Source organism: Streptomyces mutomycini, from assembly GCF_001700505.1.
Taxonomy (GTDB): Bacteria; Actinomycetota; Actinomycetes; order Streptomycetales; family Streptomycetaceae; genus Streptomyces; species Streptomyces mutomycini.
In genome coordinates this window covers 1-24620 of sequence record NZ_MAPV01000027.1, presented here as the reverse complement: position 1 = coordinate 24620, position 24620 = coordinate 1, and the positions used below count along the sequence as shown (strand labels likewise).

21 protein-coding genes are annotated in these 24620 nt (G+C 69.4%); 12 read left to right on the top strand and 9 right to left on the bottom strand.

Going from position 1 to position 24620, the window contains the following annotated elements:
• The first annotated feature begins 52 nt into the window (after positions 1-52).
• From BFF76_RS04050 to BFF76_RS04035, 4 genes are all read left to right on the top strand, one after another.
• Complete coding sequence (locus BFF76_RS04050) at positions 53-982, top strand: oxidoreductase (protein ID WP_053930026.1); 930 nt, start codon at positions 53-55, stop codon at positions 980-982.
• A gap of 124 nt (positions 983-1106) precedes the next feature.
• The gene (locus BFF76_RS04045) at positions 1107-1673 is read left to right on the top strand and encodes a PadR family transcriptional regulator (protein ID WP_031092732.1); all 567 of its coding nucleotides are present in this window, start codon (positions 1107-1109) and stop codon (positions 1671-1673) included.
• A 48-nt stretch (positions 1674-1721) separates the two neighbouring features.
• Positions 1722-3440: an acyl-CoA dehydrogenase family protein gene (locus BFF76_RS04040; RefSeq protein WP_065847191.1), complete on the top strand. Its 1719-nt coding sequence runs from the start codon at positions 1722-1724 to the stop codon at positions 3438-3440.
• 101 nt (positions 3441-3541) lie between these two features.
• The gene (locus tag BFF76_RS04035) at positions 3542-3898 is read left to right on the top strand and encodes a hypothetical protein (RefSeq protein ID WP_234316727.1); all 357 of its coding nucleotides are present in this window, start codon (positions 3542-3544) and stop codon (positions 3896-3898) included.
• A gap of 502 nt (positions 3899-4400) precedes the next feature.
• Here BFF76_RS04035 and BFF76_RS04025 read toward each other — a convergent pair.
• Positions 4401-4664 (bottom strand): DUF5133 domain-containing protein, encoded by a 264-nt coding sequence (locus BFF76_RS04025; RefSeq protein ID WP_031092718.1) that lies wholly within the window; start codon positions 4662-4664, stop codon positions 4401-4403.
• A 204-nt stretch (positions 4665-4868) separates the two neighbouring features.
• Between BFF76_RS04025 and BFF76_RS04020 the strand changes: the two genes are divergently transcribed.
• A complete protein-coding gene (locus BFF76_RS04020) occupies positions 4869-5516 on the top strand; it encodes a DUF998 domain-containing protein (protein WP_031092716.1) in 648 nt (215 codons plus the stop codon).
• A 22-nt stretch (positions 5517-5538) separates the two neighbouring features.
• On the opposite strand, the gene BFF76_RS04015 is transcribed toward BFF76_RS04020, so the two are convergent.
• A complete protein-coding gene (locus tag BFF76_RS04015; protein ID WP_031092714.1) occupies positions 5539-6354 on the bottom strand; it encodes an SAM-dependent methyltransferase in 816 nt (271 codons plus the stop codon).
• A 361-nt stretch (positions 6355-6715) separates the two neighbouring features.
• On the opposite strand from BFF76_RS04015, the gene BFF76_RS04010 reads away from it, so the two are divergent.
• On the top strand, positions 6716-7042 hold the full coding sequence (locus BFF76_RS04010) for a CU044_2847 family protein (protein ID WP_065847187.1): 327 nt from the start codon (positions 6716-6718) through the stop codon (positions 7040-7042).
• 13 nt (positions 7043-7055) lie between these two features.
• Positions 7056-11168 carry an nSTAND1 domain-containing NTPase gene (locus BFF76_RS04005; RefSeq protein WP_065847185.1) on the top strand — a complete coding sequence of 1371 codons (4113 nt, stop codon included), beginning with the start codon at positions 7056-7058 and terminating at the stop codon, positions 11166-11168.
• Positions 11169-11303: 135 nt separating this feature from the next.
• Here the strand turns inward: BFF76_RS04005 and BFF76_RS04000 are convergent, their stop codons facing one another.
• The 6 genes from BFF76_RS04000 to BFF76_RS32845 all read right to left on the bottom strand — a co-directional run bounded on the left by BFF76_RS04000 (position 11304) and on the right by BFF76_RS32845 (position 17372).
• Positions 11304-12284: a polysaccharide deacetylase family protein gene (locus BFF76_RS04000; RefSeq protein ID WP_065847183.1), complete on the bottom strand. Its 981-nt coding sequence runs from the start codon at positions 12282-12284 to the stop codon at positions 11304-11306.
• Positions 12285-12661: 377 nt separating this feature from the next.
• Positions 12662-13339, bottom strand: coding sequence for a potassium-transporting ATPase subunit C (locus BFF76_RS03995; RefSeq protein WP_065847181.1), 678 nt, complete (start codon positions 13337-13339; stop codon positions 12662-12664).
• A gap of 19 nt (positions 13340-13358) precedes the next feature.
• On the bottom strand, positions 13359-15455 hold the full coding sequence (kdpB, locus tag BFF76_RS03990; RefSeq protein WP_065847179.1) for a potassium-transporting ATPase subunit KdpB: 2097 nt from the start codon (positions 15453-15455) through the stop codon (positions 13359-13361).
• A complete protein-coding gene (gene kdpA, locus BFF76_RS03985; RefSeq protein ID WP_053930029.1) occupies positions 15452-17116 on the bottom strand; it encodes a potassium-transporting ATPase subunit KdpA in 1665 nt (554 codons plus the stop codon). Before kdpA ends, kdpB begins: the two co-directional genes overlap by 4 nt.
• Positions 17117-17124: 8 nt before the next feature.
• Positions 17125-17214 carry a K(+)-transporting ATPase subunit F gene (gene kdpF / locus BFF76_RS32080; protein ID WP_042836345.1) on the bottom strand — a complete coding sequence of 30 codons (90 nt, stop codon included), beginning with the start codon at positions 17212-17214 and terminating at the stop codon, positions 17125-17127.
• The gene (locus BFF76_RS32845; protein ID WP_158709601.1) at positions 17211-17372 is read right to left on the bottom strand and encodes a hypothetical protein; all 162 of its coding nucleotides are present in this window, start codon (positions 17370-17372) and stop codon (positions 17211-17213) included. The genes kdpF and BFF76_RS32845 overlap by 4 nt, the downstream gene beginning before the upstream one ends.
• A 228-nt stretch (positions 17373-17600) precedes the next feature.
• On the opposite strand from BFF76_RS32845, the gene BFF76_RS03975 reads away from it, so the two are divergent.
• A complete protein-coding gene (locus BFF76_RS03975; protein WP_031092694.1) occupies positions 17601-18170 on the top strand; it encodes a TetR/AcrR family transcriptional regulator in 570 nt (189 codons plus the stop codon).
• 56 nt (positions 18171-18226) lie between these two features.
• The gene (locus tag BFF76_RS03970) at positions 18227-19405 is read left to right on the top strand and encodes an SGNH/GDSL hydrolase family protein (protein ID WP_065847177.1); all 1179 of its coding nucleotides are present in this window, start codon (positions 18227-18229) and stop codon (positions 19403-19405) included.
• A 132-nt stretch (positions 19406-19537) separates the two neighbouring features.
• Here BFF76_RS03970 and BFF76_RS03965 read toward each other — a convergent pair whose 3' ends face one another.
• Complete coding sequence (locus tag BFF76_RS03965) at positions 19538-20983, bottom strand: glyceraldehyde-3-phosphate dehydrogenase (RefSeq protein WP_031092691.1); 1446 nt, start codon at positions 20981-20983, stop codon at positions 19538-19540.
• A gap of 409 nt (positions 20984-21392) precedes the next feature.
• Here BFF76_RS03965 and BFF76_RS03960 point away from each other — a divergent pair, with 409 nt between their 5' ends.
• The 3 genes from BFF76_RS03960 to BFF76_RS03950 all read left to right on the top strand — a co-directional run bounded on the left by BFF76_RS03960 (position 21393) and on the right by BFF76_RS03950 (position 24602).
• The gene (locus tag BFF76_RS03960) at positions 21393-21755 is read left to right on the top strand and encodes a DUF4180 domain-containing protein (RefSeq protein WP_031092689.1); all 363 of its coding nucleotides are present in this window, start codon (positions 21393-21395) and stop codon (positions 21753-21755) included.
• Positions 21756-21885: 130 nt separating this feature from the next.
• Positions 21886-23016, top strand: coding sequence for an XdhC family protein (locus BFF76_RS03955; protein WP_065847175.1), 1131 nt, complete (start codon positions 21886-21888; stop codon positions 23014-23016).
• A 230-nt stretch (positions 23017-23246) separates the two neighbouring features.
• The gene (locus BFF76_RS03950; RefSeq protein ID WP_042836344.1) at positions 23247-24602 is read left to right on the top strand and encodes a lysine N(6)-hydroxylase/L-ornithine N(5)-oxygenase family protein; all 1356 of its coding nucleotides are present in this window, start codon (positions 23247-23249) and stop codon (positions 24600-24602) included.
• The last annotated feature ends 18 nt before the right edge of the window (positions 24603-24620 follow it).

Below are 24620 nucleotides of genomic sequence, written 5' to 3'. Positions count from 1 at the left end.
TGAGCTCTGTGGCCACGGGTGTACGCCCGTTCTCGCAGGGGAGGCGGGGCGTATGCACTCATGGACTCTCGCCGACATGCCCGATCTCTCCGGTACCACCGCCGTGGTCACGGGCGCCAACAGCGGAATCGGAGCGGTGACGGCGCTCGCCCTGGCCCGCTCCGGGGCCCGGACGGTCCTCGCCTGCCGCGATCCCGGGCGTGGCAGGCGTGCGCTGGACGCCGTACGCCGTGCCGCGCCGGACTCGGACCTCAGGCTCGTCGGTCTCGACCTGGCGGACCTCTCCTCCGTGGCCGAGGCGGCCGGTCACATCGCGGAGGAGACCGACGGCAACCTCGACCTGCTCGTCAACAACGCCGGAGTGATGGCCCTGCCCCTCATGCGTACGGCCGACGGATTCGAGATGCAGTTCGGCACGAACCACCTCGGCCACTTCGCTCTCACGCACCACCTCCTGCCACTGCTCGGGGTGCGGGGCATGTCGCGGGTCGTGACCGTGTCGTCGCTGGCGCACCGCATCGGCCGTATCGACTTCGGCAACCTCAACGCCGAGCGCCGTTACGACAAGTGGCGTGCCTACGGGCAGTCCAAGCTCGCCAACCTGCTCTTCACCGCGGAACTCCAGCGCAGGGCGGACGCCGCCGGCAAGCAGGTGCTCGCGCTGGCCGCACACCCGGGCCTGTCGGCGACGGAGCTCGGCCAGGCGGGGCCGCGGCTGGCCGGAAGCACCTGGGCGGCACGGCTGGAGCGGGCGACGCGCGTCTACACGCAGCCGGCCTCCGCCGGGGCGCTGCCCACGCTGTACGCGGCCACCCTGCCGACGGCGCCCGGAGGGAGCTACTACGGCCCCCGGCTGCTCGGCGAGACCCGGGGAGGCCCCGCACCGGCACGTCTCTCCGCCCGGGCCCAGGACATGACCACGGCACTCGCCCTGTGGGACGAATCGGCGCGCCTGACGGGAACGGCCACCGACGCCATCTGAACGCGCCGGCGCGGCCCCTGCACTCCCCGGCGGGGGCAAGGGTCAACAGCGGCGGCGGGGTGAGGCGCGTCTCACCCTGCCGCCGCCACTTGCTATGCAACCAGTTGCATAGAACGATCGGGGCATGGCGCTCGAACACGCGATCCTCGTCTCCCTGCTGGAACAGCCGGGCTCGGGCTATGAGCTCGCCCGGAGGTTCGAGCGGTCCATCGGGTACTTCTGGACGGCCACGCACCAGCAGATCTACCGCGTCCTCAAGCGCATGGAGAGCGACGGCCTGCTCGACGTCCGCGACGTCCCGCAGGAGCGCCGGCCGGACAAGAAGGAGTACTCGGTCGCCGGTCCCGGCCGCACCGCTCTCTCCGGCTGGCTGCACGAACCGATCGAACCCGAGAGCCTCCGCCACGATCTCGCGGTGAAGATCCGCGGTGCGGCCTTCGACGACCCGGCCGCGCTGCTCGACGAGGTCGAGCGGCACCACCGGGTCCACAGCGACAGGCTCGCGCACTACCTCGCCGGGGAACTGCGTGACTTCACCGGCCCCGGAGCCCTCGGACCGCTCGACGCCGGTCAGGAACTCCAGCACGTCGTGCTGCGCGGCGGGATCGCGTACGAGCGCATGACGGTCGCCTGGCTCGACGACGTACTCACCACCCTGCACAGGCTCGGCGCGGCCGACCCGCGCATCTGAACCGACCCGCACCCTCCCGTCCGCAACCCCCTCGGAAGGCGTATCACCATGGCCGACCCGCTGCTGTTCCACCCCGGTGCCTACGACCCGGCACACTTCGACCCCGAGACCCGCAGGCTGCTGCGCGCCACCATCGACTGGTTCGAGGCCCGGGGCAAGCGCCGCATCATCGAGGACTACCGGTCCCGGGCCTGGCTGGGGGACTTCATCGAGTTCGCCGCCAAGGAAGGCCTGTTCGCCACCTTCCTCACTCCCGCCTCCGCCGCGGAGCGGGAGGACCAGCGATGGGACACCGCCCGGATCGCCGCGCTCAACGAGATCTTCGGCTTCTACGGTCTCGACTACTGGTACGCCTGGCAGGTGACCATCCTCGGTCTCGGCCCGGTCTGGCAGAGCGACAACGCCGCCGCCCGCAGCCGCGCGGCACAACTCCTGGACCAGGGAGAGGTGTTCGCCTTCGCTCTGTCGGAGAAGGCACACGGCGCCGACATCTACTCCACCGACATGCTGCTGGAACCGGACGGCGACGGCCGCTTCCTCGCCACCGGTTCCAAGTACTACATAGGCAACGGCAACGCCGCCGGTCTCGTCTCCGTCTTCGGCCGCCGCACCGACGTCGAGGGCCCGGACGGCTACGTCTTCTTCACGGCCGACAGCCGCCACCCCGCCTACCAGCTCGTGAAGAACGTCGTCGACTCCTCCAAGTACGTCAGCGAGTTCCGCCTCGACGGCTACCCGGTCGGCCCCGACGACGTCCTGCACACCGGCCGCGCCGCCTTCGACGCCGCCCTCAACACCGTCAACGTGGGCAAGTTCAACCTGTGTACCGCCTCGATCGGCATCTGCGAACACGCGATGTACGAGGCCGTCACCCACGCGCACAACCGCATCCTCTACGGGCGCCCCGTGACCGCCTTCCCGCACGTCCGCCGTGAGCTCGCCGACGCCTATGTCCGGCTCGTCGGCATGAAGCTGTTCAGCGACCGCGCCGTCGACTACTTCCGCTCGGCCGGGCCCGACGACCGCCGGTACCTGCTGTTCAACCCGATGACGAAGATGAAGGTGACCACGGAGGGCGAGAAGGTCATCGACCTGATGTGGGACGTCATCGCCGCCAAGGGCTTCGAGAAGGACACGTACTTCGCCCAGGCGGCCGTGGAGATCCGCGGTCTGCCCAAGCTCGAGGGCACGGTCCATGTGAACCTCGCCCTCATCCTGAAGTTCATGCGCAACCACCTTCTGGACCCGGCCGGGTACGAGCCCGTGACGACGCGTCTGGACGCCGCGGACGACGCGTTCCTCTTCCAGCAGGGGCTGGCCCGCGGCCTCGGCTCGGTGCGCTTCCACGACTGGCGCCAGGCCTACGACGCGTACGCCGCGGTCCCCAACGTCGCCCGCTTCCGTGAGCAGGCGGACGCCCTGTGCGCCTTCGTGACCGACGCCGCGCCCGACGAGCAGCAGAGCCGCGACCTCGACTTCCTGCTGTCCGTCGGCCAGCTCTTCGCCCTGGTGGTCCACGGGCAGCTGGTCCTGGAGCAGGCCCGGCTGACCGGCCTGGACGAAGACGTGCTCGACGAGCTCTTCTCCGTGCTCGTCCGGGACTTCTCCGCGCACGCCGTCGAGCTGCACGGCAAGGACTCCGCCACCGCGGAGCAGCAGGAGTGGGCCGTCGCCGCCGTACGCCGTCCGGTCATCGACGAAGCCCGTTCGGCGCGGGTCTGGGACCGCGTCCAGGCTCTGTCCGGGGCGTACGAGATGACTTCGTAGCGCCGACCGGGCTACCGGGCCGGGTTCAGCCGCTTCGTCCACGCCCGACGGGGCATATGGAAGATCCGGCGGCCGGACCAGGCTGCCAGGAGGAGGCGACCGTGTACACGATTTGGACAGCTCCGGAACAGCTGGACGGCCCGCTGGGCGACGACGTGATCGGATACGACGTGCAGGCACCCGACGGAAGCGTGGGCCCGGTCGTCAGACTCTCACCGGTGCCCGGGTTCGACCATCTGGTGATCGACGCGGGTGTCTGGAAGTTCGGCAGAAGCGTCGTCGTGCCGGCCGGCATGGTGACGGCCGTCGAGCACGGCGAACGTGTGATCAAGGTCAGGTGCACCAGGGAAGAGATCAAGGACGCCCCGCGCTTCGAGCGTGATCAGGACACCGGAGACCTTTTCTACCTGCGGAGGCTCGGGGCGCACTACGAGTCCCTGACCGCTGCCGCTGGATGAGCGCGGACGCCGGTGCCACCGAGGACCGTCGGTGGCACCGGATCGCCGCTCACAGATCAGCTCCCGCCGGTGCGCACCACGGTCACGAGTGTTTCGCCGCGCTGCAGCCGGGCGACCTCGGTTCCGGGCTCTCCGAAGCCGACTATCCCGACCAGCCGGCCGTTCGGCGTCGCCCCGAACGGGAGCCGGGAGAGGCGGGCGCCGGCTGACGGCCCTGGACGGGGCCGACGTACGGTTCGACCAACAGCCCCCTTCGCCCTGTGCGGCAAGGAACTGCCGGCCCGCCGCCGGGTGCAGACGGTCTTCCAGGACCCGAACGTACGGCGCACCCGCATCGCCGCCACGGCATTGGCGATCGCGGGTGCGTCGGTGCTGGTGGTGCGGTAGTTCGTCCGACCGGCGGGATTGAAGGCAGCGACGGCGCCGGTGGGAGGGGAGCGACGAGCCGGGGTAACCAAGGCCACGCGGGCGGTGCGGTACGGATGCTCGCGCTGATGGGCTCTCAGGCTGTCTGGAGGCGGTCGTCCTGCTGTGTGCGGACGGGCCGGCGGAGAGCGGGGGACACCGTGGCGCCCATGCCGAGCATGCTGTCGGCTACGCGGAGGGCCTGCGGAACGGCCTGGGTGCCGGTCATGACGCACAGCGTGTAGGCGGCGTCCTCGACGGCCCGGGCGGTTGCTTCCGTGGAACGGCGCGCGTCCTCGATCCGCGCGTCGGCGTAACGGGCCATCGCCACTCTCAGGTCCTGGGGACTGGGTGTCAGCACAGCAGGTCTTCCTCCGGTTTCGATCCATGTCCGATACGGCGCTCCGGGACACGGGGCCATTGCCTGGTCGGCCAAGCGGTGCGGTTCACGCAGCCTCATGTGACCCGGCGTCATGCGTGTACCCACTGGCGCACGGAGTACGCAGCGCGGCTCGCCTGCGTGTACAACCGGCCCGTGGCGGTCCACGCGTTCTACCGTTCACCGATGCGATCTGTCCCCTGGTGGGTTCTGTTCTCCTCGTTGTGCGCACCGGTCCTGCTCGTCGGCGGCTGGTCCGTCTCGGCAGAGCTTCAGGGGCCGGACTACGACCAGGCGACCACGACGATCAGCGTCCTGGCCTCCGACGGCGCCGGCGGGTACTGGGTGATGACGTCGGCCCTGCTCGCCCTGGGGACCTGCTATGTGGTCACCGCGTGCGGACTGCGACCCGCCGCGCCGGCCGGACGGGCGGCGCTGGCCGGCGGCGGACTCTCCGCGATGCTGCTGGCCCTGTTCCCGGCCCCGAGCAGCGGTGGCTCGTTCGCCCATGGTGTGGTCGTGGCCGTGGGCTTCTCACTGCTCGCGTTGTGGCCGGTCATGGCGGTGCGACGCGAAGGCGCCGCGGGCCGACGGTCCACGTCCGGCAGGCGGGCCGCGGGCCGGTCCCGTGCGGCTGAACCGCCGTGGGGCCTGCGGCCCGGGCCGTCCGTGACGGCGGCCGCGCTGATGTGGCTCGGTGGTGCCTGGTTCCTGCTCGCGCTCTTCGTGCTCGACACCGCGGGAGCGACTGAGCGCGTCCTCACGTTCGCCCAGTCGCTATGGCCTCTCGTCGTGGTCCTCTCCTGCGTCCGGGGCGAGAGCCGGGCCGATTGAGGCCCCGGCCCCGCAGCGCGGGCTACGGCTTGCGGCCCACCGCCACGTAGCCGGCGCTGATGATGTCGTCCTGGCCGGGCACCGGCTCACCCAGCTCGGGGTGCCATGCCTCGGCTGCCACGATGCCGGGCTCGACGACGTCGAGTCCGCCGAAGAAGCGGGCGAACTGCTCACGGGTGCGCGGTGCCAGGGTCAGCGTGTTCGCCTTGTACATCTCGTCGACCTTGCGGGCCTCTGAGGGGTGGAAGTCGGCGGTGAGGTGCGAGATCACCAGATGACTGCCCGGCGCGAGTACCGCGGTCAGCCGGTCCACCAGTTCGTAGGCGCCGTCCTCGTCGCTCACGAAGTGCAGCAACGAGATCAGCGAGAGCGCGACCGGGCGGCTGAAGTCCAGTGTCCTGCCGGCGTGGTCGAGGATGGCGTCCACGTCACGGGCGTCCGCCTGCACGTAGTCGATGGCACCCTCCTGCGTGCCCTTCAGCAGTGCTTCGGCGTGGGCCAGGACGATCGGATCGTTGTCGCAGTAGACGACCCGTGTGGTGGGTGCCTCCTGCTGGGCGACCTGGTGGAGATTCGGCTCGGTGGGTATCCCCGAGCCGATGTCGAGGAACTGGCGGATTCCCTGCCCGCTCAGCCACCGGGTGGCCCGGTGCATGAAGGCCCGGTTCACCTTGGCCATGACCGGGACTCCGGGTTCCACGGCAAGCATCTGCCGGCCCATGGCCTCGTCCACCGGATAGTTGTCCTTGCCGCCGAGGAACCAGTCGTACATCCGGGCGGGATGGGGTCTGCTGGTGTCGATGCGCTGGGCGTGGGCATCGTTCTCCGGTCGGGACATGGCGAACTCCTGGGTGTGCGCGGCAGCGGATGATCAGCTTGCGAACAGAATAGGGAACGAGGGGGCCGAAGAGCCCTGTTCATCCTGAAGTCGCAGTCGGGAGAGCCGAGTCGGCGCCGTCGGAGATCCTGGCAGCACGAGCAGCGGAGCGGCCGTGCGTCGGCGGGCACGAGCACCAGAGCGGTCGTGTCCGCTGTCCGACTGACCACCACGCGCACGATCCGGCCATTCCCCGCGCATTGGCTGCAGCCGTGGTGTGCGGATGGTACATCTGTGCCCATGACGAGGGTCGGCGGCCAACTCGGCTCCGGCGGGCATCAGCAGACCACATACAGGAGGACTGGTGGGCAGCGTTGTGCGCATGCCGCTGGAAGACGGAGGCGCAGTGCTTCTGGAGGTGCTCGGTGACGGAGTGGAGGGACTGGACGGGCCGGTCAAGGCCGGCCGGCTCGGGGACCTGGTCGACGAACTCCCGGCCGGCCTTCGCGCGGTGCTCCAGCCGGTGACCGCCGCCTCGCGGACCATCCTCGAACAACTGACACACGCCCAGCCGGACGAGCTCGAGGTCGAGTTCGGAGTCAACCTTGCCGGCCGGGCCGGAGCCATCATCACCAGCACCGAGGCCTCCTGCCATCTCAAGGTGCGCTTGCAGTGGAACAAGGCCGGGCAACCACCGACGGCAGGCTGAGGGCGGAGGCGACGTGGCAGGAACGGCACCGGAGGCGTCGGTCGCCCGTGTCTTCGCCGCAGACGGCAGAACGGCCGGTGCGGGGTTCTTGGTGCAGGAGAACCTGCTGATCACCTGCGCGCATGTCGCCCGGAACGCACGGGTGTCCGCGGGCGAAGAGGTCACCGTCCACTTCCCGCACACCGGCCACGTCGCGCGCAGCACCGGGATCCTGCTCGCCGAGGGGTGGCGCGACCCCGAGAAGCAGGACCTCGCATTCATCCGGCTCGACAACACCCCGCCGGGAACCGGAGCAATGCGGTTGGGCTCGTCGGCGGACGGCCGCGGTCACCGAATATGGAGCTACGGCTTTCCGGCCCAGGCCCCGTCCGAGGGGCATTTCGGTTATGGGCAGGCAGGCCATCTCCTCCCGGTCGACGGCATGCCCGGTGGGCTTCTCCAACTTTCCGACAGCAACGACCTGGCCACCGGCTTCAGCGGAAGTCCGGTGGTCGACGAGACGACCGGACTCGTCATCGGGATGGTCACCGCCATCGGCCCGCCGGACGATCATCTCAAGGGTCTGGGCATTGCCTACGCCACTCCCGTCCAGGCCATTCGGGAGGCCTGGCCCGGCCTGGTCGATCGGGAAGTGTGCCCCTACCTAGGGCTCGACACCTTCACCGCCGACCAGGCCGGCTGGTTCCATGGGCGCACCGCCGCCGTCGACCAGGTTCTGGAAGCGCTGGCCGGTCCGCAGCGGGCAGTCCTGCTGCTGGGCCCCTCGGGCTCGGGCAAGTCCTCGCTGGTACAGGCGGGTGTGCTGCCGGCACTCGCAGAAGGCCGGCTCCCGGGCAGCGACCGCTGGCTGCCCGTGCTGGTCCGCCCCGGCGACGACCTGCTCGCCGAGCTGGAGCGGTCCGGCCTGCCGAGGGCCACCGAGGGGCTGGGAGCAGCTGTGGCTGCACGGCTTGACGCCGATCCTCTGTACGACCAACTGCTCCTGGTCGTCGACCCCTTCGAGGAGTTGCTCCGCGAAGGGCCCGGCGACACGGGCGGGGAGCCGCCGCATGCCTGCCGCACCGCACTCGACCAGCTGGAAGCCTTGGCCGCCTCGGACGTCCCGGCTCGCATGATCCTCATCATGCGGGACGACTTCTACCCCCGACTCGCTGTCGCTCCCGGCCTCCGGGCAGCAGTGAAACCCGGACTGGTGGATGTGCCGGCGACGCTCGGCGTGCAGGAACTGCGCGACATCATCACCCTGCCTGCGGAAGCGGTCGGGCTGCGCTTCGCCGACGGTCTGCCGCAACGCATCGTGACCGACGTCCTGAACGCCGAACCCGCACGGGCCGGTGCCGGTGCTCAGCGCGCCCGCTCCACCATGCTGCCGGCGCTCGAACTCGCCCTCAGCGAGCTCTGGCGAAGGCGGACAGACGGTCGCCTCACCCACGACGCCTACCAGCGGCTGGGCAGCATCAGCGGCTCCCTCGCCACCTGGTGCAACACGGCGCTGCACCAGATGGCCCCGGCCCAGCAGCCGATCGCGCAGCGACTGCTCACCGCGTTGGTGCGCCCTGCCGACGAGGCCCGCCGAATCCCCGCCGTCCGCCAGCAACTTCCGCTGAGCACGTTGCGGGACATCGCCGCCGACGCCGGAGGCGGTCCGGAAGTGGGCGAGGTGCTCGACGCACTCATCCACACCCGCATCATCATCACCCGAAACCTCTCTGACGGCCCTCGAACACCGGTCGCCGAACTCATTCACGAGGCGCTGATCCGCGACTGGGGTGAGCTACGGGAATGGGTCCGGCAGGACCATCGCTTCCAGGACTGGCTGCGCCGGGCCGAGGAACAGCGCGCCCGTTGGACGGCGCACCAGCGGTCTCCGGAAGAGCTCCTCAGCGGATCGGTACTGAGCGAGGGACTGGAGCACGCGGCCGCGCGCCGACTACCTCGTGAGACGGCCGCCTTCCTCCGGGCGAGCCGAGACCACCAGCAGGCCAGACACAGGAGACTGCGCCGCCTGAACAGCTTCCTGGCCGTCGCCCTCGCTACGTCGCTCCTGGCGGCGGGAATCGCGGTATGGCAGCGGCAGACTGCCGTCGAGGCCGAGGAGATGGCCCGGTCGAGGCAACTCGCCGCCCAGTCCGCGGGCCTGATCGACTCCTCGCCCGACCTTGCGTCGCTGCTCGCCGTCCAGGCGTACCGGACGAAACCCACTGAGGAGGCCACCGCTGCCGTGTACGCCGCGGCCGGGCTGCCCCTGAAACTCCGGCTCCCGGACGTGACAGGGGTGGCCATGGCACTCAGCCCCGACGGGAAGAACCTCGCGGCCGTCGATGACGAGCAGCATGTACGGATCTGGTCGCTGTCCGACGGGAAGGCACGCAAGCTGCGACTTCCCGCCGCGAACCTTCGGGAGATCGTCTTCGACCCGACGGGAAAGTCGCTCGCTGTGGGTACCGGCGACGGCGGCATCCGACTATGGGACGTGCGGTCCGACCGGCAACGCGGCGAGATCCTGGACTCGGGCGAGCGGCCTGTCGCAGCACTGCGTTTCACCCCGGACGGCCGTCGCCTGCTCAGCAGCAACACCGACTCCGAGATCACGGTCTGGAACCTGACGGCACACCGTCCCACGCACCGGTTCACCGGCTACACCGTCGTGAGGGCGGAGTCGTTCCACGCGTTTTCACCTGACGGGCGCACCGTGGCCATCGGCAGTGGCAACGGCACCCTCGAACTGTGGGACGTCGCGAGCGGCAAGCGCAAGGAATCGTTGGCCTCACACGGCGCGAAGGCCATCGGCACACTGGAATTCAGTGCCGACGGCGCACTCCTCGCGGTCGGTCATCAGGACGGCTCCGCCGCTCTGTGGGAGGTTACCGGAGGTGAGTGGGCCACCACCACCCTCCAGGGACGGGACAGCACCCTCGTCGACGACGTGACCTTCGGCCCGGACGGACACACGCTCGCGGCCATCTACAACGACGGCACGGCAAGGCTCTGGGATGTCCCTGCCCGAAAAACCCTGGGTGTCTACAGCCGTGTGACGGAGCCCGCGGTCTTCACTCCCGACGGCCGCTCACTCCTCACCGGGGGGAATGACGGAGCGCGGGTTTGGGGCCTCAGCACTGTTCTGCCGCGGCTGGCCCTGAACGCCGACACCACGCAGCACGCCGGGAGCCCACCCTCTCTGGTCTTCAGCCCCGATTCCCGCGCACTGCTGGCTCGCGGCGACACCGTACAGCTGTGGGCCCCGGCCAGGGGCAGGCTGCAGGGCGAGCTTTCCGGCCGCGTCGCGTGGGCCACGGCATTCGACGCCCATCAGCGTGCGCTGGCAGTGGGATGGAGCGAAAAGGGAAGGGTCGAACTGTGGGACGTGGCCACCGGCCGGGTCCTCGCCGCGCCGGGGCGTCATGACAGCGGCTACGTAGAGGCGGTGGCCCTCAGCGGGGACGGTGAGGTGTTGGGCTTCGTCGAGCACGGGGAGGACGCGAAAGCCCGGCTGATGAACACCCGTACCGGCAAGGACTTACCCCGGGTACCGCTGCCGGACCAGGACAAGGGGCAGGCTGAACTGGCCCTGTCGTCGGACGGGGGCGTTCTGGCCGTCAGCCAAGGACAGCGGACCAGGTTGTGGGACACCGCCGAGGGCAAGACGCTGGCCACCGTCGCGGATACCGGGAAGCTGATGTTCTCGCCCGACGGGCGAAGCCTTGCAATCGGCCGGTCGGAGGGCGACATCCGCGTCTGGGACACCACTGACGGCAGCCTCCGGGCGACGCTCACCGGTCATACCCGCCACGTCACCACCACTGCGTTCTCCGCTGACGGCATGACGCTCGCGAGTAGCAGCTACGACGGCACCGTGCGGCTGTGGGACCTGTCGACCCAGCGGTCCCGCACCACGTTCTCCCTGCCCGGCGGCGTCGTCACCGTGGTGGCCCTCAGCCCGGACGGACGGACTCTGGCAGCAGGAACCGGGGACCGGATCGTACGCCTCTGGGACGTCGTGCTCTCCGCGCCCGATGAAGCGGTCGACACCATCTGCCGAGCCGTGGCCCGCGACCTGTCCGCTGCCGAACGGCGGAACTATGCCCCCGAATCCGGTGAGGAACCCGTTTGCCCGCAGACGCTGTGAGGCACGGTCGCGGTTCGGACAGCAGATCCGACGTCAACGAGGTATCCAGCCTCACCGCCCTGACTCAGGGCTGCGGGAAGCCGGTGGAGGTGGCGGGCAGGGTCTCGCCGCCCCCACCGGTCCCGGAAGCCCGTGTCAGCCGGTGGTGCAGGTGACGGTGGGCCAGGTCCAGTTGCCGTTGGCCTGGATGGTGGCGCCCCAGTTGTTGCCGCTCCCGTTCGGTTTGGCGATGAGTACCTGTGAGCTGGGGTAGGTGGCGCCGGTGTTCCAGGTGGAGAGGACCTTGGCGGGGGAGGGGAGGGTCATCGTGACGGTCCAGTTGCTGGATCCGGAGACCGCGACGTTGATGTTGTAGCGGTCGCTCCACCTGTCGCCCGCCGTCAGGGTGGCGGCACACCCGCCGCCGCCCGTGCCGCCGCCGTCGGGGGCGACGGCGCAGCCGGTCTGCGGAGAGATCATGCCGGCGCACAGCCCGCGGCTCGCCAGACCCTGGGCGATACGCGGGATCGCGGCGAGCGTGTTGGCCGACCAGTCGTGCATGAGGATGATCTGTCCGTTGGTGAGCCGGGCACTGGCCTGCACGATCGCATCGGTGCTCGCGCCGTTCCAGTCCTGTGAGTCGACGTCCCAGATGATCTGCGTCAGGCCGTACTTGGCAGCGGAAGCCCGCACCGTCGCGTTGGACTCCCCGTAGGGAGGGCGGAACAGTTCCGGCGTACCGCCTCCGGCAGCGGCGATGGCCTGCTGGGTGCGGGAGAGCTCGGAGTCCACCTGTGCCTGACTCTGCTGAGTCAGGTGGGGATGGGTGTAGCTGTGGTTGCCGACCCACATGCCGGCGTCGACCTGGGCCCTGACCTGGGCCGCGTTGGAGGCGGCGTACTGGCCCTGGTTGAACATGGTGGCCCGCAGCCCGTTCTGCTTCAGGGCGTTGAGCAGGCCCGGTGTGCTGTTCGACGGGCCGTCGTCGAAGGCGAGGCCGACGTACCCGTTGCAGGCCGCGGCGGTGGCGGCGTGCGATGGGGTCGTGCCGGTGGCGGCAGTGGCGGTCGCGGCCAGCGTGACGACGGCCAGCGCCGCGACCACGGGCCGTAAGAACAGGCGTGCTGGGATGCGCATGGCATGAGCCCTTCTCGTCCTGATCGGATGGGGCGGAACCGCTGGATGCGGGGCGGCGGCGGCCAGGACCGCCGTCGCCCCGCCGGTGGGGTCTACGGGACCCGGATCGACAGTGGTTGAGGTCTGCCGACGGCGAACAGTGTTGAGCTGGCTCCGTTGGGTGTCAATACTTTCGGCAGGTATTACGAAAGCGTCGGCCCGGAGCGTGTGGTGGGTCCTTACTGTTCTGCCAGTTCAAGTGGGATGCGGGTCGAAGGGTGAAGCTTCGTACATCCGGCGATGCGGAATGCGCGTCAGGAATCGAGTCGATCGGTCTCGAAACTTTCGAGACTGTTGGGCTCAAGCTGAACAGAACGCACCGCCGGCACCGCGTCGGGTCAGCCCTTGCGTACGTCCCTGAGCGCGATGTTGAGCTCCAGCACGTTGACCCGGGGCTCGCCCATGAACCCGAGGGTGCGGCCCTCGGTGTGTTCGGTCACGAGCTCCGCGACCTGCCGGACCGGGAGGTTGTTCCGCTCGGCGACCCTGTGGACCTGGAGCCGCGCGTACGCCGGGGAGATGTCCGGGTCGAGGCCCGAGCCGGACGACGTGACCGCCTCGGCCGGTACGTCCTCGGGCCGCACCGTGTAGGACGGGGTGGAGTTGTCCGCCACGACCGCCGCCTTCGCTTCGGTGACCCATGTGACCAGTTCGGCGTTGTCCGCGGAGCGGTTGGTGGCACCGGAGAGGATCAGCGCGTACCGCTGGTTGACGCTGTTGCTCCCCAGGCCGTTCGAGGGGCGCGGCTGGAACCACCTCAGGTCCGGCTGCGCCGCCTCCTGCGGATCGTCGGGGTTCCGCTTCGGCAGGTTGTACGTCTGCCCGATCAGGGACGACCCGACGGTGTCGCCGTTTCCGTCACTGATCTCGGAACCGTTGGCCTTCGCGCGGAAGAACGCCTGCGCGACGCCCGTGACGGTGAGCGGGTAGACGACGCCGCAGATGACGCTCAGGACGAGCAGTGCGCGCAGCCCGGCCCCGAGCAGGCGGGTGGTGTTCTTGACAGAGGTGTTCATGGCGATCAGCCGTTCTGGTTCAGGAGAGCCCGGGAACGAGGGAGATGAGCAGGTCGATGATCTTGATGCCGACGAACGGGGCGACCAGGCCGCCCAGTCCGTAGATCCCGAGGTTGCGGCGGAGCATCCTGTCGGCGCCGGCCGGTTGGTAGCGGACTCCCTTGAGGGCGAGCGGTACGAGGGCGATGATGATCAGCGCGTTGAAGATGACGGCGGACAGGATCGCGGATTCCGGTGACGCGAGGCCCATCACGTCGAGCTTCTCGAGGCCGGGGTGGGCCACCGCGAACATCGCCGGAATGATCGCGAAGTACTTCGCGACGTCGTTCGATATGGAGAACGTGGTCAGGGCGCCCCGGGTGATGAGGAGCTGCTTGCCGATCCCGACGATCTCGATCAGCTTGGTGGGGTCGGAGTCCAGGTCCACCATGTTCCCGGCCTCCTTGGCGGCCGAGGTGCCGGTGTTCATCGCCACGCCGACATCCGCCTGGGCGAGCGCGGGGGCGTCGTTGGTGCCGTCACCCGTCATCGCGACGAGTCTGCCGCCCGCCTGTTCCCGCTTGATGAGGGCCATCTTGTCCTCGGGGGTCGCCTCGGCGAGGAAGTCGTCGACTCCCGCCTCCTCTGCGATCGCCTTGGCGGTGAGCGGGTTGTCACCCGTGATCATGACGGTCCTGATGCCCATCCGGCGCAGTTCGTCGAACCGTTCCCGCATCCCGTCCTTGACGACGTCCTTCAGGTGCACGACACCGAGGATCCGGGCGCCCCCGGCGTCCTCGACGGCGACCAGCAGCGGTGTGCCGCCGGCCTCCGAGATCCGGTCGGCGAGCCGGCCGGCGTCGTCGGCGACGTGGCCGCCCCGCTCCCGCACCCACGCGGCGACCGAACCGGCCGCCCCCTTGCGGGCCTTGAGACCGTCCAGGTTCACTCCCGACATGCGGGTCTGAGCCGTGAAGGGCACCCATTCGGCGTCGGCGAGCTCCCCCTGGTGGCGTTCGCGCAGGCCGTACCTCTCCTTCGCGAGCACTACGATCGAGCGGCCTTCGGGGGTCTCGTCGGCCAACGAGGACAGCTGCGCGGCATCGGCCAGCTCCCCCTCGGTCGCACCCTTCGCCGGTAGGAACTCCGCTGCCTGCCGGTTCCCGAGGGTGATCGTGCCGGTCTTGTCGAGCAGCAGCGTCGAGACGTCACCCGCGGCCTCCACCGCGCGTCCCGACATGGCCAGGACGTTGCGCTGGACCAGCCGGTCCATGCCCGCGATGCCGATCGCGGAGAGGAGCGCGCCGATGGTCGTAGGGATCAGGCAGACCAGCAGCGCGGTGAGCACGATCAGCGACTGTCTGGCACCGGCGTAAATCGCGAACGGCTGGAGCGTCACGACGGCCAGCAGGAAGACGATGGTCAGCGACGCGAGCAGGATGTTGAGCGCGATCTCGTTCGGGGTCTTCTGCCGGGCCGCGCCCTCGACCAGGGCGATCATCCGGTCGATGAAGGTCTCGCCCGGCTTGGCGGTGATCCTCACGACGATCCGGTCGGAGAGCACCTTCGTGCCCCCGGTGACGGCACTGCGGTCGCCGCCGGACTCACGGATCACCGGGGCCGATTCGCCCGTGATGGCGGACTCGTCGACGGACGCGACGCCCTCGGTGACGTCACCGTCGCCGGGGATGATGTCGCCGGCCTCGCAGACGACCAGGTCGCCGACGCGCAGCTCCGTGCCGGGCACCTCGACCTCGTCGCGGCCGTCCAGCCGGCGGGCGACCGTGTCGGTCTTCGCCTTGCGCAGGGTGTCGGCCTGGGCCTTGCCACGTCCCTCGGCGACGGCTTCGGCGAGATTGGCGAAGACCGTGGTCAGCCACAGCCAGGCCGCGATGGCCCAGCCGAACCAGTCACCCGGATCCCGGAACGCCAGCAGGGTGGTGACCACGGAGCCGACGAACACCACGAACATGACCGGGGACTTGACCATGATCCGCGGATCGAGCTTACGCACCGCGTCCGGAAAGGACCGGAGCAACTGCCTGGGGTCGAAGAGGCCCCCGCCGGCACGGCCTGACGCGACGGCGCCGCCGCGCAGATCCTCGTGCGGGGAACGGGTGGGTGCGACGGTGCTCATGAGGCGAGCCCTTCAGCGAGCGGACCCAGCGCCAGGGCCGGGAAGTAGGTCAGACCGGTGAGGACGATGATCGTGCCGAGGAGCAGGCCCGCGTAGAGGGGCTTGTCGGTCCGCAGAGTGCCCGCCGTGGCCGGTACGGGGGGTTGGCCGGCGAGCGAGCCGGCCAGTGCCAGGACGAACACGATCGGCAGGAAGCGGCCGAGCAGCATCGCGATGCCGATCGTGGTGTTGAACCACTGGGTGTCGGCGTTGAGCCCGGCGAACGCGGAGCCGTTGTTGTTGGCGCCCGAGGTGTAGGCGTAGAGGATCTCGGAGAATCCGTGGGCACCGCTGTTGGTCATCGAGTCGGCGGGAGTGGGCAGCGCCATTGCCACCGCGGTGAAGCAGAGAACCAGCGCCGGGGTGATCAGGATGTAGCACGCCGCGAACTTGATCTGACGGGTGCCGATCTTCTTGCCCAGGTACTCCGGCGTACGGCCGACCATGAGGCCGGCTATGAACACCGCGATGAGCGCCATCACCAGCATGCCGTAGAGGCCGGATCCGACACCTCCGGGGGCGATCTCGCCCAGCTGCATGCCCAGCATGGTGATGCCACCGCCCAGCCCCGTGTAGGAGGAGTGGAAGGAGTTGACCGCACCGGTCGACGTGAGGGTGGTCGCCACGGCGAAGACCGACGATCCGCCGATGCCGAAGCGGGTCTCCTTGCCCTCCATCGCTCCGCCGGCGATCTCCGGAGCCGGCCCGTGGTGAGCGAATTCGGTCCACATCATCAGGGCGGTGAAGCCGATCCAGATGGTGGCCATCGTGGCGAGGATCGCGTAGCCCTGCCGCAGGTTGCCGACCATGCGGCCGAACGTGCGGGTCAGTGCGAACGGGATCAGAAGGATCAGGAAGATCTCGAAGAGATTGGAGAAAGGGGTCGGATTCTCGAAGGGGTGGGCGGAGTTGGCGTTGAAGTAACCACCGCCGTTCGTCCCCAGCTCCTTGATGACCTCCTGCGAGGCGACCGCGCCGCCGTTCCACTGCTGGGTGCCGCCCGCGAACCGGCCGACCTCGTGGATGCCGGAGAAGTTCTGGATGACACCGCACGCCACCAGCACCAGTGCGCCGATCACCGCGATCGGCAGCAGGATGCGCACCGTGCCGCGCACCAGGTCCGTCCAGAAGTTGCCGAGCCCGCCGGTGCGTGAGCGTGAGAATCCGCGTACCAGGGCCACGGCCACGGCCATTCCGACGGCCGCCGAGAGGAAGTTCTGCACCGCGAGGCCGCCCGTCTGCACGACGTGGCCCATGGCCTGTTCGCCGTAGTAGGACTGCCAGTTGGTGTTCGACACGAAGGAGGCGGCGGTGTTGAACGCCTGGTCCGGGTCGATCGAGACGAAGCCGAGCGAACCGGGCAGCACCCCCTGCAGGCGCTGAAGCGCGTAGAGGAAGAGGACGCTCACCGCGGAGAAGGCGAGTACGCCGCGCAGATAGGCGGGCCAGTGCATCGAGGCCGAGGGGTTCGCTCCGATGGCACGGTAAATCCACTTCTCCGGCCTGTAATGCCTTTCCGAGGAGTAGACCCGGGCCATGTAGTCACCGAGTGGACGGTATGCCAGTGCGAGCGCGGAAATCAGCGCGAGCAACTGGAGCACACCAGCTGTTACGGGGCTCATATCGGGCTCTAGAACCTCTCCGGATACACAAGCGCCAGGACGAGGTAGACCAGCAGGGAGACGGCCACGACCAGGCCGGCGATGGTGTCGGCGGTCACAGCTTCGTCACCCCCCAGGCGGCGATGGCCACCAGCGCGAAAACCGCGATCGTGGTGACGACGAAGGCCGGATCGGCCATCGTGGGCTCCTGAAGTGAATTGAGGGAAATGGAAGTGGCCGGTGCGGCCGAGCAAAAGCAAACCGCACGGCGGGCCACGCGATATGTGTCATTGACGGGCCCCATACGGATGCGGCGGACTTCTTGACGCCGTCCGTACGGGCTACGCGCAGGGTTCCGGCGCCCGGCCCCGCCCGGCCCCGCCCGGCTCGCCGGGTCCGGGCGAGCCGGGCCGTCCTCACGCGGTGCACACCTTAGGACGGTCAGTGATTTGCCTAATGCTTTTAGGTAAATGCATAATCGAGCCCACTGGAAGGGATGGTGCCCATGGCGAGAGCAGGGCTGACCGCGGAACGCCTGACTCAGGCAGGAGCGGAGATGGCCGACGAGGTCGGCTTCGACAAGGTGACCGTCGCGGCACTGGCACGGCATTTCGGCGTCAAGGACGCGAGCCTGTACTCGCACCTGAAGAACTCCCAGGACCTCAAGACGAGGATCGCCCTGCTGGCGCTGTCGGAACTCGCCGACCGTGTCGCGGCCGCTCTGGCCGGACGCGCGGGCAAGGACGCGCTGGAGGCCTTCGCGAACGCCTACCGCGACTACGCCAGGGAACACCCTGGCCGCTACGCCGCGGCTCAGCTGAGGCTCGACCCGGAAGCCGCCGCCGCCAGCGCCGGTGCCAGACATGCCGGGATGACGCGGGCGATCCTGCGCGGCTACGACCTGACGGAGCCGGACCAGACGCACGCGGTCCGGCTGCTGGGCAGCGTCTTCCACGGATACATCAGCCTGGAGTCCGGAGGAAGCTTCAGCCACAGCGCCCCCGGCACGGAGGAGACCTGGGCGCGGGTCCTGGACGCCCTCGACGCCCTGCTGCGGAACTGGCCCGCGCCCTGACCGGGCGAGAACACCCCCGACGAACCGGACAGGCCCACCCGGAAAGGGAGCGGACAATGAGCAACCGGCCCCGGCTGACAAGCACCCCCATCACCGCGGACCTCCTGCGCGGCGCCCTCGATCTGGAGCGCACCGAGCGCGGTCTGCTGCCGCACCGGCTGCCCGCCCGCGCCCGCGCCCAGAACACCGACGGCCAGTTGGCCGTGGCGGAGGTCCAGCCCTCCGGCGTACGGCTCGTCCTGCGTACCCGGGCGACGGTCGTGGAACTGGACATCCTGCCCACCAAGCGTGTGTACGCGGGGGCTCCGCCCCGGCCGGACGGGGTCTACGACCTGCTGGTCGACGGCCGCCCTGCGGGTCGGGCCTCGGCGACCGGTGGCAACACCCTGATCATCGACATGGCCACCGGATCCTCGGACGTCAGGCAGGGACCGGCGGATACCCTCCGCTTCGACGGTCTGTCCGCCGACCCGAAGGACGTCGAGATCTGGCTGCCGCACAACGAGACCACCGAGCTGATAGCCCTGCGCACGGATGCCCCTGTCGAGCCGGTGCCGGACCGGGGCCGCAAGGTGTGGCTGCATCACGGCAGTTCGATCAGTCACGGTTCCGACGCCGCGAGCCCCACCACCACGTGGCCCGCGCTGGCCGCCGCTCTCGGCGGTGTGGAGCTGGTCAACCTGGGGTTCGCCGGGAGTGCTCTGCTCGACCCGTTCACCGCCCGCGCCCTGCGAGACACACCCGCGGACCGCATCAGCGTCAAGACGGGCATCAACCTGGTCAACACCGACGCGATGCGCCTGCGTGCCTTCACTCCGGCCGTGCACGGCTTCCTCGACACCGTCCGTGAGGGCCACCCCACCACACCGCTGATGGTCGTCTCGCCCATCCTGTGCCCCATCCACGAGGACACACCCGGCCCCAGCGCAGCGGACCACGCCGCCCTGAGCGCGGGGAAGCTGCGCTTCAGCGCGGCAGGGGACCCCGCCGAAACGGCTGCGGGAAAGCTCACCCTGAACATCATCAGGGGCGAACTCGCCCGCATCGTCCAGCAGCGGGCGGCCGAGGACCCGAACCTGCACTACCTCGACGGCCGCGAACTCTACGGTGAGGCGGACTCCGTCGAGCTGCCGCTTCCCGACGCACTCCACCCCGACGCCGCCACGCACCGACGCATCGGCGAACGCTTCGCGAAGCTGGCCTTCCACGCGGGCGGCGCCTTCGCGGGTGCCTGACCACGGCGAGGCGGTACGGGTCTCGCGTCGCCCCGCGCCTCCGGTGCACCTCCCGGCTGTCCACGGGACCGACGGGCACACCAACGGCTCCCGGCGCTGCCTCGCAGCACCGGGAGCCGTTGGTGGGGCGGGTCAGACCGCCGGGGCCGGGTAGGTCGGGTACTCGACTCCGGAGACGTGCTGGACCACCCGGATGACCTGGGAGGAGTAGCCGAACTCGTTGTCGTACCAGAGGTAGAGGATCGCGTTGTCGCCCTCGACCTTGGTGGCGCCGGCGTCGACGATCGAGGCGTGGCGCGAACCGATGAAGTCGCTCGAGACCGCGTCGGGAGCGGTGATGAAGTCGATCTGGCGCCTGAGCGGCGACGTCAGCGACACGTTGCGGAGGTAGTCGAGGACCTCCTCGCGGTTGGTGCCGCGCGCGAGCTGCAGATTCAGGATCGCGATCGAGACGTCCGGCACCGGGACGCGGATCGAGCTGCCGGTGATCTTCGCGTCGAGGTCGGGCAGCGCCTTGGTGACGGCGGACGCGGCGCCCGTCTCCGTGATGACCATGTTGAGCGGCGCCGAGCGGCCACGGCGGTCCGAGTTGTGGTAATTGTCCAGCAGGTTCTGGTCGTTGGTGAACGAGTGGACGGTCTCAACGTGGCCGCGCAGCACGCCGTACTCGTCCGCCATCGCCTTCAGCGGCGGGACGATCGCGTTGGTGGTGCAGGAGGCGCAGGAGATGATCTGCTCGTCCGGCTTGATCATGTGCTGGTTCACGCCGTGCACGATGTTCGGGACGTCGCCCTTGCCCGGAGCGGTCAGGACAACCTTCGAGATGCCGGGACGCAGGTGCTGGGACAGGCCCTCGCGGTCTCGCCAGCGGCCCGTGTTGTCGATGAGGATGGCGTCCTTGATGCCGTGCGCCGTGTAGTCCACCGACGTCGGGTCGTCGGAGTAGATCACCTGGATCTCGTTGCCGTTGGCGATGATCCTGCTGTTCGCCTCGTCGACGGTGATCGTGCCCTGGAACTGGCCGTGGATCGAGTCTCGGCGCAGCAGCGAGGCACGCTTCACGATGTCCTGCCCGGCAGCCCGGCGTACGACGATGGCGCGCAGCCGCAGGCCGTTGCCGGAGCCTGTCTTCTCGATGAGCAGGCGGGCCAGGAGGCGGCCGATGCGGCCGAAGCCGTAGAGGACGACATCGCGCGCCTCGCGGCGCTCCGTCTTGTTGGCGCCCGTCGCACCGGCTACGGACTCTGCGGTGAAGTCCTCCACCGACAGGCCGCGGTCGTCGGTCCTGTACGTCGCGGCGAGCATGCCGAGGTCGATCTGCGACGGGCCGAGGTCGAGAGCGGCGAGGGCGTGCAGGAACGGCAGCGTCTCGGTGACGGAGAGCTCCTCGCCGGCGATCTGGCGGGCGAACCGGTGGGTCTTGAGGATGCTGACCACCGACTTGTTCACCAGGGAGCGGCTGTGGATCAGGATCGTGACGTCCTGCTCCCGGTGCAGCTTCCCGATGATCGGGATCATCGACTCCGCGATCTCCTCGCGGGTCTTCCAATTGGTGAACGAGTCCTCGGTGGCAGTCACAAGTCCATCTTTCGAGCTAGGCGGTGCTCATATGTTAACCGCACCAGATTTTGATCACACAACCGGTGCCGTCCGTGGCCTTGGCCCGTACGAATGGACGAGCCCCGGACACCGCCTGCGGGGTGTACCGGTGAGCGGTGCCGGGGCGCCGCCCACCGGTACGGGTGCGTCTCCGCGCACGCCCGGGCACGGTCTTCTCCGTAGGACCGGCCGACGAGGTGCCGGGGCGCGATGCCGAACGAGGGGGCGGGCGCCTGCTCCGGTGTGCCACTGCCGGCGCACGGTGTTCTCCGGACGCTCGATGCAGGGGGCCGTCCCGCAGAGCTCGTTCTCGGCTCGCCGCGCTCCGCGTCCGCAAGCGCGCCGAACACTGAGGGCCTGCCTGCCCCGTTGCGTAGTCTTATCGCCCATGAGCACCCTGCAGACCGTCCACGACGTGCCCGTCCTGTTGTGCCCCTCCGAGGGCGAGACCATCCACGGTGAACGCGAGGCCCTGGATCTCATCGGTGACGCGGGCTACCAGGGCGCCCGGTGGGTCGTCGTTCCCGTCGGACGTCTCGACGAGAGCTTCTTCCGGCTGGAGACCCGTGTCGCAGGCGACATCGTCCAGAAGTTCGCCAACTACCGGCTGGGGCTGGTGGTGCTGGGTGACGTCTCCCGCCACACCGACGGCAGTTCCGCGCTGCGGGACTTCGTCCGCGAGTGCAACCGTGGGCAGCAGATGTGGTTCGTCTCCGACGCCGAAGAGCTCGGTGAGCGTCTGAAGGGCTGACGCACCGGCACTCCCCGGCGCGCCGACGTGTGAGCGACCCGTACGGATCCATCCGGGGCCTGGAACAATTGACACCGCAATCCCTCGTCCGCAAGAGGCTCTCGCGGATTTCACTGCCCGAGGTGAGCGAATGCGACATGTCATCCGCCAGGCGGCGGCCTGGCAGGGCTCCGGTATCCGTTGCGTCATGGCGACCGTGGTGCGGACCTGGGGTTCGGCCCCGCACGGCCCCGGTGCTTCCATGCTGGTGACCGAGGACGGCCGGATCGTCGGCAGTGTGTCCGGCGGATGCGTCGAAGCCGCCGTGATCGCGGCAGCCGAGGAGGTGTTCGCGGGGGGCCCGCCGGTCGTGGAGCGCTGGGGAATCGGCGACGAGGACGCCTTCGCGGTGGGGCTGACCTGCGGCGGGACGATCGAGGTGCTCATCCGCGAAGTGACCCCCGAGATGCCGTTGGGCCGCGTCTCGGCGGACCTGGCGGACGGGTCGCCGGTCGCCCTCGTCACGCCGCTCGACGGCGGCGGGAGCCTCGCGGTCGGCCGGGGGGCGGTGAGCGGATCACTGGGCGGCACCGCTGCCGACAGGGTGGCGGTCCTGGCCGCCGAGGGCATGCTGGCCCGCGGTGAGAGCGGCCTGGTGAACGCGGGGGAGGGGGCGGCGCCCGACGGTGAGCGGCCGGGTGCGGGAAGCCCGGCTGCCGGCACTGCCTGCGTGCCGGGGCGCGAGCTGCTGGTGCAGTCCTTCGCCCACCGGCCCGGGCTCCTGATCTTCGGGGCCACCGAGTTCGCCCGGTCCTTGGCGGACTTCGGCGCTGCCCTCGGCCATCGGGTGACCGTCTGTGACGCCAGACCGGCGTTCGCGGATCCCGGACGCTTCCCGGGCGCCGACGAGGTCGTCGCCGACCGGCCGGATCGCTGGTTCCGCGCCCATGAGGACCTGATCGACCCCACGACCGCGGTGTGCGTCCTGACCCACGATCCCCGCTTCGACATTCCGGTGCTCACCCGTGCCCTGCGCAGCGCCGCGGGATATGTGGGTGCCATGGGGAGCCGCCGTACGCACGAGGACCGGGTGGCACGCCTCCGTGCGGCCGGCACGACCGAGGCGCAACTAGCCGTTCTGCGTTCGCCGATCGGTCTCGACCTGGGCGGCAGGGGAGCCGCGGAGACCGCCCTCTCGGTCCTGGCGGAGATCGTCGCCGTACGACGCGGCGGAAGTGGCCTTCCCCTCAGCGCCGGCACGCGGCCGATCCACGCCCGGTGACCGCGCTTCGGCCGCAACTTCAGTAAAGCAAGCCTAACCTTGAAGCACAACGTCGCGTACAGCGGCCCCAGTTGACGGCCACTCAACCACTTGCTGCCCGGTTTGTGAGGTCGACAGCTCGGCGCGATGAGGTTAGCTTTACCTAAGTTCCCTGGCTGTCGGTCAGCCGGTGTGCCCAGCCCCGTTTCCCCACGTCCGCCAAGCGGCCGCCCCCGCACGATGGGAGTGACATGTCACAGGCTTCACCCGACGACGCACCACCGGTCCATGACCTCATAGGGATCGGCTTCGGGCCGTCCAATGTGGCCCTGGCGATCGCGCTCGCCGAGCGCAACTCACGCGTCGGCAGGCAGCAGGCCGTCACCGCTCACTTCTTCGAGCAGCAGCCGCGGTTCGGCTGGCATCGCGGGATGCTGATCGACGACGCCACGATGCAGGTGTCCTTCCTCAAGGACCTGGTGACGCTGCGGAACCCGTCGAGCGAATACAGCTTCCTCTGCTATCTGCAGAGCCAGGGGCGCCTGGTCGACTTCATCAACGGCAAGACGTTCTTCCCCCTGCGGGTCGAGTTCCACGCCTACCTCGAGTGGGCTGCCGCCAAGGTCGACGACATGGTGTCCTACGGGCACGAGGTCATCGATGTCCGTCCGGTCGAGTGTGACGGTGTCGTGGAGTACGTGGACGTGACCGCTCGTTCGGGATCGGAGGTCGTGGTCCACCGGGCGCGGAACCTCGTGATCGCTACGGGCCTGCGGCCGCGGATGCCCGAGGGCATCACACGTACGGACCGGATCTGGCACACGTCCGACCTGCTGGCCAGGGTGGACGGTCTGGACGGGAAGGAGCCTCCGACCCGCTTCGTCGTGGTCGGGGCAGGGCAGAGCGCCGCCGAGAACGTGGCGTACCTGCACCGCCGCTTCCCGGAGGCCGAGGTCTGCGCGGTCTTCTCGCGCTACGGCTACAGCCCCGCCGACGACAGCGGGTTCGCCAACCGGATCTTCGATCCGGACGCGGTCGGCGACTACTTCACGGCCCCGGACGAGACAAAACGCAGGCTGATGGACTATCACGGGAACACCAACTACGCCGTGGTGGACATCGACCTCATCGACGACCTCTACCGCACGGCGTACCAGGAGAAGGTGCTCGGGACCCGGCGGCTGCGGTTCCTCAACGTCTCACGGGTGACCGATGCCGTCGAGACGCCGGAAACGGTCCGCACCACGGTCGAGTCACTGGTGACCGGGGAGCGGACCACGCTGGACGCCGATGTGGTCGTCTGCGCCACCGGCTATCTGCCCGCCGACGCCCTCGGCGTGCTCGGCGATGTGGGGGAGCGCTGCCGGCTCGACGACCGGGGACGGGTCCGTGTCGAGCGCGACTACCGCGTGGCGACGGGTTCCGGAATGCGGTGCGGGATCTATCTGCAGGGCGGCACGGAGCACACCCACGGCATTACCTCGTCCCTCCTGTCGAACACCGCGATCAGGGCCGGGGAGATCCTCGACTCGGTCGTCGAGCGCGGCCGGAAGGACGAGCCCGGCCGGGCTCACGACTCCGTCGGCGGGATCAGCACGCCACTCTGAGGCGGACCCGCACCCCCC

Excerpts from the sequence above, each read along its gene's own strand:
- BFF76_RS04045 (WP_031092732.1), top strand. The coding sequence starts at position 1,107 with ATGGCGCTCGAACACGCGATCCTCGTCTCCCTGCTGGAACAGCCGGGC.
- BFF76_RS04000 (WP_065847183.1), bottom strand. The coding sequence starts at position 12,284 with ATGCGCATCCCAGCACGCCTGTTCTTACGGCCCGTGGTCGCGGCGCTG.
- BFF76_RS03955 (WP_065847175.1), top strand. The coding sequence starts at position 21,886 with ATGCGACATGTCATCCGCCAGGCGGCGGCCTGGCAGGGCTCCGGTATC.
- BFF76_RS03995 (WP_065847181.1), bottom strand. The coding sequence starts at position 13,339 with ATGAACACCTCTGTCAAGAACACCACCCGCCTGCTCGGGGCCGGGCTG.
- BFF76_RS04010 (WP_065847187.1), top strand. The coding sequence starts at position 6,716 with ATGCCGCTGGAAGACGGAGGCGCAGTGCTTCTGGAGGTGCTCGGTGAC.
- BFF76_RS04040 (WP_065847191.1), top strand. The coding sequence starts at position 1,722 with ATGGCCGACCCGCTGCTGTTCCACCCCGGTGCCTACGACCCGGCACAC.
- kdpA (WP_053930029.1), bottom strand. The coding sequence starts at position 17,116 with ATGAGCCCCGTAACAGCTGGTGTGCTCCAGTTGCTCGCGCTGATTTCC.
- BFF76_RS03970 (WP_065847177.1), top strand. The coding sequence starts at position 18,227 with ATGAGCAACCGGCCCCGGCTGACAAGCACCCCCATCACCGCGGACCTC.
- BFF76_RS04015 (WP_031092714.1), bottom strand. The coding sequence starts at position 6,354 with ATGTCCCGACCGGAGAACGATGCCCACGCCCAGCGCATCGACACCAGC.
- BFF76_RS03950 (WP_042836344.1), top strand. The coding sequence starts at position 23,247 with ATGTCACAGGCTTCACCCGACGACGCACCACCGGTCCATGACCTCATA.
- BFF76_RS03960 (WP_031092689.1), top strand. The coding sequence starts at position 21,393 with ATGAGCACCCTGCAGACCGTCCACGACGTGCCCGTCCTGTTGTGCCCC.
- BFF76_RS04020 (WP_031092716.1), top strand. The coding sequence starts at position 4,869 with ATGCGATCTGTCCCCTGGTGGGTTCTGTTCTCCTCGTTGTGCGCACCG.
- BFF76_RS03975 (WP_031092694.1), top strand. The coding sequence starts at position 17,601 with ATGGCGAGAGCAGGGCTGACCGCGGAACGCCTGACTCAGGCAGGAGCG.
- BFF76_RS04050 (WP_053930026.1), top strand. The coding sequence starts at position 53 with ATGCACTCATGGACTCTCGCCGACATGCCCGATCTCTCCGGTACCACC.
- kdpB (WP_065847179.1), bottom strand. The coding sequence starts at position 15,455 with ATGAGCACCGTCGCACCCACCCGTTCCCCGCACGAGGATCTGCGCGGC.